The sequence below is a fragment of the Methanosarcina sp. KYL-1 genome, assembly GCF_024372725.1.
GTDB lineage: Archaea > Halobacteriota > Methanosarcinia > Methanosarcinales > Methanosarcinaceae > Methanosarcina.
Genome location: NZ_VOUA01000032.1, coordinates 37,419 through 45,154 on the forward strand (window position 1 = coordinate 37,419; position 7,736 = coordinate 45,154).

General features: G+C 48.5%; 5 protein-coding genes and 1 tRNA gene. 3 read left to right on the forward strand and 3 right to left on the reverse strand.

The genetic code is table 11. From position 1 onward, the window contains the following. Positions 1–247 precede the first annotated feature (247 nt). Positions 248–320: transfer RNA gene (locus tag FTO70_RS15770), tRNA-Gln, on the reverse strand. A gap of 1,756 nt (positions 321–2,076) precedes the next feature. Then, the gene (locus FTO70_RS15775; RefSeq protein WP_255336724.1) at positions 2,077–2,316 is read right to left on the reverse strand and encodes a type II toxin-antitoxin system HicB family antitoxin; all 240 of its coding nucleotides are present in this window, start codon (positions 2,314–2,316) and stop codon (positions 2,077–2,079) included. A gap of 160 nt (positions 2,317–2,476) precedes the next feature. Here FTO70_RS15775 and FTO70_RS15780 point away from each other — a divergent pair, with 160 nt between their 5' ends. Beyond that, positions 2,477–3,589: a uroporphyrinogen decarboxylase family protein gene (locus FTO70_RS15780; protein ID WP_255336725.1), complete on the forward strand. Its 1,113-nt coding sequence runs from the start codon at positions 2,477–2,479 to the stop codon at positions 3,587–3,589. Positions 3,590–3,704: 115 nt separating this feature from the next. Here the strand turns inward: FTO70_RS15780 and FTO70_RS15785 are convergent, their stop codons facing one another. Then, the gene (locus FTO70_RS15785; RefSeq protein ID WP_255336726.1) at positions 3,705–3,896 is read right to left on the reverse strand and encodes a hypothetical protein; all 192 of its coding nucleotides are present in this window, start codon (positions 3,894–3,896) and stop codon (positions 3,705–3,707) included. A gap of 160 nt (positions 3,897–4,056) precedes the next feature. Here FTO70_RS15785 and FTO70_RS15790 point away from each other — a divergent pair, with 160 nt between their 5' ends. Together FTO70_RS15790 and FTO70_RS15795 are read left to right on the forward strand one after the other, a co-directional pair. Beyond that, positions 4,057–5,301, forward strand: a complete 1,245-nt coding sequence (locus FTO70_RS15790) for an anion transporter (protein WP_255336727.1) — start codon at positions 4,057–4,059, stop codon at positions 5,299–5,301. 191 nt (positions 5,302–5,492) lie between these two features. Then, the gene (locus tag FTO70_RS15795; protein ID WP_255336728.1) at positions 5,493–7,604 is read left to right on the forward strand and encodes a methyltransferase domain-containing protein; all 2,112 of its coding nucleotides are present in this window, start codon (positions 5,493–5,495) and stop codon (positions 7,602–7,604) included. The last annotated feature ends 132 nt before the right edge of the window (positions 7,605–7,736 follow it).

Genomic DNA, 7,736 nt, shown 5'->3' on the forward strand with positions numbered 1-7,736 from the left:
CGCACACAATTTTGTTTCAGCCGAATACCCCGCAGATTGTTACGGGGGTTCGCCAGCACGACTTTAGCTGTGTAGTTTACTCAGATTTTCTATGGATTCAGAATATTGAGCGAACTCCCTATATTCTGTTATTATTTTATGGCTCTTCGTTGTTTTGTGTGGTAAGCCATCACAAAAACCAATGCGGGCTTGAAGTGAAAATCACCTAATCCATAGAGAATGACGAAGAGCCTTCTTTATTGTCCGATAGTCCTGAGCGGATTCGAACCGCTGTCCCGGGCTCCAAAGGCCCGAAGGATTGACCACTACCCTACAGGACTGCGCGTGCAAGCTTTTACCTATAGATTGATTCATGTACTTAATTTTTGTGCCACTAATTTGCAGTTTTTCTCTTCAGGGGGGGTTCTGATTAAAAGTAAGTGGCACATTCTTTTTTATTCAGGGATTGAAACTTTCAAAGCAAGGTTAATTTTTCTCGCTAATTTTTTTTTTGAAGAATTAATTTGATATAAGTTTTGGTACAATTACTATCTTGTAACAAGGGATGATTGGGTCAGAATGATGTGAAAGAAGTTCCTGGGAGCCACCTGTCCCGCTTTGGATTTATGCTGGGGGAGTATATCTTCGGGGCACTGTTTGAGGGTCAGTAAAGGGATCGGTGTCCCCGGGCTTCTTCTTAATATTCCTTTTTCTTAAGATGGTTTTTTGCTAAGTTTCTTTTGAAAAATTAGTGTGTTCTTCCGGCTGGGGAGGGCTTCATCAGTTTCCTGGACTCTTATGCACCGGGGCTGACTTTCTTTTTCAATCTTTTGTTTTTTCCATCTTCTGTTTCTGATCTTTTCGGAGTTTTCCAAATTCATTTTGTCTTTCTTTGATTTATTTTTCCCGTCTTTCCCTGTCTTTTCCCATCCTTTTTCCCGTATCTTCCCAATTTTTCCGGTTGAAAATCTGTTTCATGTCCAATTCTATGTAGAGTTTGAATCTTTTGAAGTAAAGTTATTTTTCACGGCGGGAAAATTTTTCTATGAATTAATTTAAAATAAGTTTTGATACTATTCTATATTGTAACATGGGAAGTGAACCGGGTATGATTGAGTGATGTGAAAGAAGTTCCAGGGGGACGCTGGTCCTTTCCCGTTCCAATATGCTTGGGGGAGCATATTTTCGGGGTTGCTGTGTTGGGGAACGCAGTAAAAGGGATTCAGTGTCCCTGGGCTTCTTCTTAAATCTCTTTTCTTCTTGATCTGTTTCTCTTCTTCAATCCTTTTTTCTTTTAATCTGCTTCTCTTCTTCAATCCTTTTTTTAATCTGCTTCTTTTGTTTGTTTCTTGTATTGTTTTTTAGTTGTTTTTTGAAATAAAGGTTGTTTCAAAATCTATTTTGCTGTTAGCCGTTTTTTGGTTGACCGTTTTGCTTTATGCCTTATATGAAAGTGGAGTCGGCAGGTCCTGTTTTCATGGGCTGAGAATAGTCAAAGTTTTTGAGCCGTTTTTTGTTGCGTTGTATTCCCATTAAAAAAACATTTCATATGCAATTCTATGCTGGCTTTGAAATCTTTTACGGGAAAATATTTTTTGTCATAATACGAATTTTTGAATAATTAATTTAAAATAATTTATGATATTATTCTATGTTGGGAGTTGTGAAGTGGAAGGGTATAAGGGAATAGGTAAATGAATCAGTGAAAGAATCGCCTGGGGGGAGCTGTTCCTGCTCTGGACCGATATGCTTGGGGGAGTATATCTTCGGGGCAACCGTGTTGGGGGATACGGTGAAGGGATGCAGCACTCCTGGCTTCTTCCTTTGGTAAATAAGTCAGCTTTGGTAAATAAATCAGCGAATGAATAGCCTGGGGGGGAGCTGTTCCTGCTCTGGACCGATATGCTTGGGGGAGTATATCTTCGGGGCAACCGTATTGGGGGATACGGTTAAGGGATACAGCACTCCTGGCTTCTTCCTTTTCTTCTTTTTTACTGACCTTTTTCTTTTTTGCTGGTTTTTCTCTGTCTTTCTCTTTTTTGGTATCGTTTTTCTTAAATAATTCTGTTTTTCCGCTTGTGGCTGCTGGCTTTCCGCTTAATTCTCTTCCTCGGGAATGTTGGTTTCGCGGGACACTTCGAATGTGGTCTTGAAAGGGTGTTTGAGGGGGAGGCTTATGGCTTTCTCATCGAGGTGGCGCTCAACGGCTTCTTTCAGGTTTGAAACTGCTTCTTCGATTGTTTTTCCCTGGCTTACAACATACAGCTCCGGACAAAGGGAAACATACTGCTCTCCTTCCCGGCGCACGATCGCGGTAAATGTGTACGTTTCTTTCATGGTTCAACATAATGAGGGGATTGTCTTGAATATTTCGCAGCTAACCCGTTTCTGCAAAGCCATACCTCAGGGCCCGGGACCTCCGGGGCTGGTATTTATAAAAGTAATTTTATAGTCCTATCTGCAGGAAGTCATCTAAGGAAGCGGAGAAGATTATTTTATGACAGCGGAAATGACCTCACGGGAGCGTTTTATCAACGCGCTTGAGCAAAAGGATGTTGACCGGATCCCCTACGGCTACCTCTGGTTCGGGGCCGGGCATGCAGTGCTGGAGCGGATGGGCGCAAGCCTCAAAGACGTCTATTATTCTGCAGAAGGGATTGCAAAGGCGCAGGTCCTTGCCCGGGAGATGTACCACCACGACAACGTGATGTCTCCCTGGGGCTGCCTCCTTGTGGAAGCGGAGGCGCTCGGAACAAAAGTGAACGTCATGGATAACAGGTACCCCACGGTTGCGAAGTATGCCCTGAAGTCTGCGGGCGAGCATGAGCAGATCAATCCCCGGGATCTCGAGAGGTCGGAGCGGGTAAAGGCCGTTTCAGGGTCAGTTGAAATCCTCAAGAAAGAGCTCGGGGATGAGGCCTTCATTCTCGGGGCTACCATGTCTCCCCTTATGCTTGCTTCCCAGGTCATGGGCGGGAGCAGGCTCTGCATCGATATGCTAAAAGACAGGGACGGCTTTCATGCGCTGCTTGAGAATCTTACGGAAAGCTGCATCCTCTTTTCCGAAGCCCTGCTCGAAGCCGGAGCTGACGGCATCTTCGTCGAAAATGGGGAAAACACGGGCGACCTCTTCAGTCCGCAGATGGCCGAGGAGTTCATGCTGCCGTATACGAAGGAGCTTTACGACCGCATAAAGGCCGAAGGCGGGTACGTAATCTCCCACAACTGCGCAGCCCATGCCTTCTACGACCTTGAGCTGAAACTTGAGCCCCATGCCCTGAATTTTGCCTTCGGGGACGTCAGGGAACTCGGGAAAAAGTACGGGGTCGAATGCGAGAAACTGCATAACCATAAAAATATAGGGTGCGGGCCGCGGTACTGCGTCAGGGAGTTCAAGGCCTTTTCTGATGCCGGCATCTGCCTCATGGGCAACATAATCCCGAACGCGCCTCTCACCGGCGGCAGGGCCGAAATCGAGCATGAGGTTAAAAGCTGCCTCAATGCGGCTCCTGAAAAAGGTTTCATTCTTGCCACAGGATGCGAAATCCCACTGAACTCTCCCCTCGAAAATATGGAAGCAATGTGGGAAGCGATAAAAGCAAGGTTTTGAAGAAATCAGCAAAATCTCAGTAAAATCTCAGTAAAATCTCAGTAAAATCTCAGTAAAATCTCAGTAAAATCTCAGTAAAATCTCAGTAAAATCTCAGTAAAATCTCAGTAAAATCTCAGTAAAATACGATTTTCGAAAACCCCTGGGGCAGTTCTTCCCCCAGGAATTTTTCAACCTCTTTTTTCAGGTTTGCAACGGCTTCTTCGGCGGTCTCTCCCCTGCAGGTTATGTCGGCTTCGGGACAGATTGAGATGCAGGAATCCCCTTCCTGGACGATTGTTGCGGAGAATGGGAACCATATTGCCATGCTCTGAAATACTGCAAATCAGCTTTTAAATATTTCGTATTTTTATCCATTTTTTTGAAGGTAAAAACGCCCTCAAGCGCAGGGATTTTATACCCGGCCACACATCACATGCGAAGTTTATGTTAACAGGCTCGCGGAATCTATGGCAACAGGGTCGTTGATGTCCTCTCTTGCTCCTTCATTTGATCTTTCAATCCTGGTCCTGCTGGGCGTCTTCTTGCTGACGGCCCTCAGGCAGGTGGGGTCTGTCAGGCTGCAGATCTGGCAGGTCATGACCCTGGGGGCTCTATCTGTCCTGCTGCTCGGGGAAATCTCGCCTGCTGAAGCCCTGGCTGCGGTTAACCTTGACGTGCTTCTCTTCCTTTTCGGGGCTTTTTGTATAGGGGAAGCCCTGAACAGGAGCGGGTACCTGGCCTGGCTCGGGAGCAGGGCTGTATCCGGGGCAAGGAACACCGACCAGCTGGTTTTGCTCGTGCTCTTTTCTACAGGGCTCCTCTCCGCCCTCCTGATGAACGACACCCTTGCGATCATGGGAACCCCGCTTGTGCTGCGCTTTTCCCGGAAATACGGGGTTTCGGCAAAGCTTATGCTCTTTGCCCTGGCTTTCGGAATTACCACGGGAAGCGTCATGAGCCCCATAGGAAACCCCCAGAACCTCCTGATCGCGGTTGAGGGTGATCTGGATTCTCCTTTTGTGGTTTTCCTGCGCACCCTCGCCCTGCCTACACTCATAAACCTGGGGCTCGCCTATGCCGTCCTGAGGCTTTTCTTCTGGCGGGAGTTCGGAAAAGGAGCTCTTGTGCACTTCGAAGAGCAGGTAACGGACCCAGAGCTTGCCCGGGTTTCAAAATGGGCCCTTTGCCTCATGCTCTTCCTTATAGGGTGTAAGGTCCTCATGGTAGAGTTTTTCCCTGCCCTGGACTTCAGGCTCAGTTACCTTGCGCTTCTTTCCGCCCTGCCCGTGCTGCTCAGCCGGAGGCGGGTTGAAGTCCTAAAAAATATTGACTGGTCAACCCTTGTCTTTTTCGTTTCCATGTTCGTGCTTATGGAAAGTGTCTGGGCTTCCGGGGCCTGTCAGGGCATCCTGGACAGCCTGGGCCCGCAGCTAGGCTCGGTGCTCGTGGTCCTGGCCCTCAGTATTGGGCTCAGCCAGCTGATTTCAAACGTGCCTTTTGTCGCCCTCTACCTGCCCGCAATGGGCCCGGCAGTTTCTGAAGGGCAGCTGATGGCGCTTGCTGCGGGAAGCACAATTGCAGGAAACCTCCTGATCCTGGGGGCTGCAAGCAACGTTATAATTATCCAGAATGCAGAAAAAGAAGGTGAAACTCTTTCATTTGTTGAATTCGCCAGAATTGGAGCTTTAATTACATTTTTAGACGTTATTATTTACTTTATCTTCCTTTAAGTCTCAAAAGCGATAATTTTTCCCGAAATAACAATAGAAGAACGATTAAAGCTTTAAATTTCCTTTAAAATCCTATTAATCCTGTAATGGATTATTCTGGTTAACCCGATATGTATATAAAGGGTTCTAAAGCCTCCGATAAGTTTGATATACTCAAAATACATACACTTTTTTCTGGAAGACATCAGATCATGACCCAGAATACTATCGCTCACAATAACAGGCGGAAACGCGCGAAAAGTACTGCACAGAAGAAAACCCTCGGTCCTGTGGAGGACCTTGAGCCTCACGTCAGGACCGATTGGTGGCAGACTATTTTCAACTCCCTTTACCTCAAGACCGATGCCGATCTTCTGGATGACCTGGCAGTTACCCAAAAAGAGGTTGACCTCGTTGTCTCCATTCTCGGGCTGGCCCCGGAAGAAAAGGTCCTTGACCTCTGCTGCGGGCAGGGCCGGCATGTCATGGAAATGGCCAGAAGGGGCTATTTCAATGTAGAAGGCTACGACAGGTCCCAGTACCTTATAAGGAAAGCAAAGAGCAGGGCCCAGAAGGAAGGCCTTCACGTCAGGTTCAGGGAAGGGGACGCAAGAAAGCTGCCCTATCCTCCGGATAGTTTTGATGTGGTCACTATCATGGGCAACAGTTTCGGTTACTTTGAGTCCACCCTCCAGGACCGGAAGGTGCTCGAAGAGGTCCTGAGGGTGCTCAAGCCCGGGGGGAGGGTTTTCATTGATGCCGCCGACGGGGACCATATTAAGAGGAGTTTTCAGCCAAGGTCCTGGGAATGGCTTGACGGGAAGTACTTCGTATGCAGGGAACGGGCCCTTTCCGCAGACGGGAACCGCTTAATCTGCCGGGAAGTCATAAGCCGCATTGACAGGGGAATAATTGCAGACCAGTTTTATGCAGAACGGCTCTACAACCAGGACAGCCTTTTCGAACTGCTTACGGCTACGGGCTTCAGCAGCCCCACTTTCCATACAAGTTTCAGCCCGGTGTCCGAAGGCACACAGGACCCCGGCATGATGGAGAAGAGAATCCTGGTTTCGGCTTCAGTTGAAAAAGCCTGGTCTCAGGTGGCTTCTTCTCTTCCTAAGGCAGAGGGCAAACCCTTTAACGTTGCCGTGGTACTCGGGGACCCGAGAAAAGAAGACGTAGTCAAGCCTGCCTGCGTGTTTGATGACGATGATTTCGATACCCTGGACAGGATGAAAAAAGCCCTTGCCCAGGTCCCTGACATGAAATTCACTTTCTTTGACAGGCATGATACCCTGCTCGAAGACCTGAAAAAGAGGGCAGGAAAAATTGACCTTGTGCTCAACCTCTGCGACGAGGGTTTCAACAACGACCCCACAAAAGAGCTCCACGTCCCGGCTCTCCTCGAGCAGCTCAACATCCCCTACACTGGGGCAGGTCCCCAGGGCCTTGCTTTCTGCTATGACAAGTCCCTTGTAAGGGGCGTTGCCAGGGAGATGCGGATCCCCGTGGCAAAAGGGGCCCTGGTGGACGGGAATTCCGACATCTCAAAGCTTTCCCTTCCCTTCCCAGTGCTCGTAAAGCCCAACTCTGGGGACTCAAGTTTTGGGATTACCCAGCACAGCATCGCCCACAGCCGGGAAGAACTCCTTGAGCTCCTCAGGAATACCAGGGAAAGGATCGGGTCTGACAGGCCTTTCCTGGTAGAAGAGTTCCTACCCGGAAAAGACATCAGTGTAGGCATAATAGGAAACCCCCCTGCCTGCACGGTGCTGCCCATCACCGAAGAGGATTACTCTGCAGTCCCGGAGGACCTCCCCCGGCTCTGCGGCTATGAAGCCAAATGGCTTCCTGACTCCCCATACTGGAAAATCAAATCCGTGCCTGTGGAGCTTCCGGAAAAGACAAAAAAGGAAGTCGTGAAGTGCTGCCTTTCTCTCTTTTCCAGACTGGGCTGCCGGGACTATGCCCGCTTTGACTGGAGGCTGGATGCCGAAGGCAGGCCCAGGCTCCTTGAAGTAAACCCCAATCCTGGCTGGTGCTGGGACGGGCACCTGGCAAAGATGGCAGCCTATTCGGGGATTTCCTATTCCGGGATGCTTGCGGCTGTCCTTGAAGCTGCAAAAGAGAGGTACGGCCTCAACAGAGCTGCAGAAAAGAAGGAAACCTCTGCTGAGCTTCCTGGGAAAATCCCCAGGAAAAGCCCGGCCGAATATGCAGCGGAATTCGAAGCCGAACTTGAAGGGGAAACCCCCGAGGGCCATGAAAGCAACAGGAAGAGAGGTGTTTTTTCTAACACTTCCGAATCGGTACAGGCCCTTTAAGGCCGCATAAAACAGGGTACATAAAACAGGGTACATAAAACAGGGTACATAAAACAGGGTACATAAAACAGGGTACATAAAACAGGGTACATAAAACAGGGTACATAAAACAGGGTACATAAAACAGGGTAC

What these genes read in the sequence shown, in the direction of transcription:
- FTO70_RS15775 (WP_255336724.1), bottom strand. Translation starts at nt 2,316, where the DNA reads ATGAAAGAAACGTACACATTTACCGCGATCGTGCGCCGGGAAGGAGAG.
- FTO70_RS15780 (WP_255336725.1), top strand. Translation starts at nt 2,477, where the DNA reads ATGACAGCGGAAATGACCTCACGGGAGCGTTTTATCAACGCGCTTGAG.
- FTO70_RS15785 (WP_255336726.1), bottom strand. Translation starts at nt 3,896, where the DNA reads ATGGCAATATGGTTCCCATTCTCCGCAACAATCGTCCAGGAAGGGGAT.
- FTO70_RS15790 (WP_255336727.1), top strand. Translation starts at nt 4,057, where the DNA reads ATGTCCTCTCTTGCTCCTTCATTTGATCTTTCAATCCTGGTCCTGCTG.
- FTO70_RS15795 (WP_255336728.1), top strand. Translation starts at nt 5,493, where the DNA reads ATGACCCAGAATACTATCGCTCACAATAACAGGCGGAAACGCGCGAAA.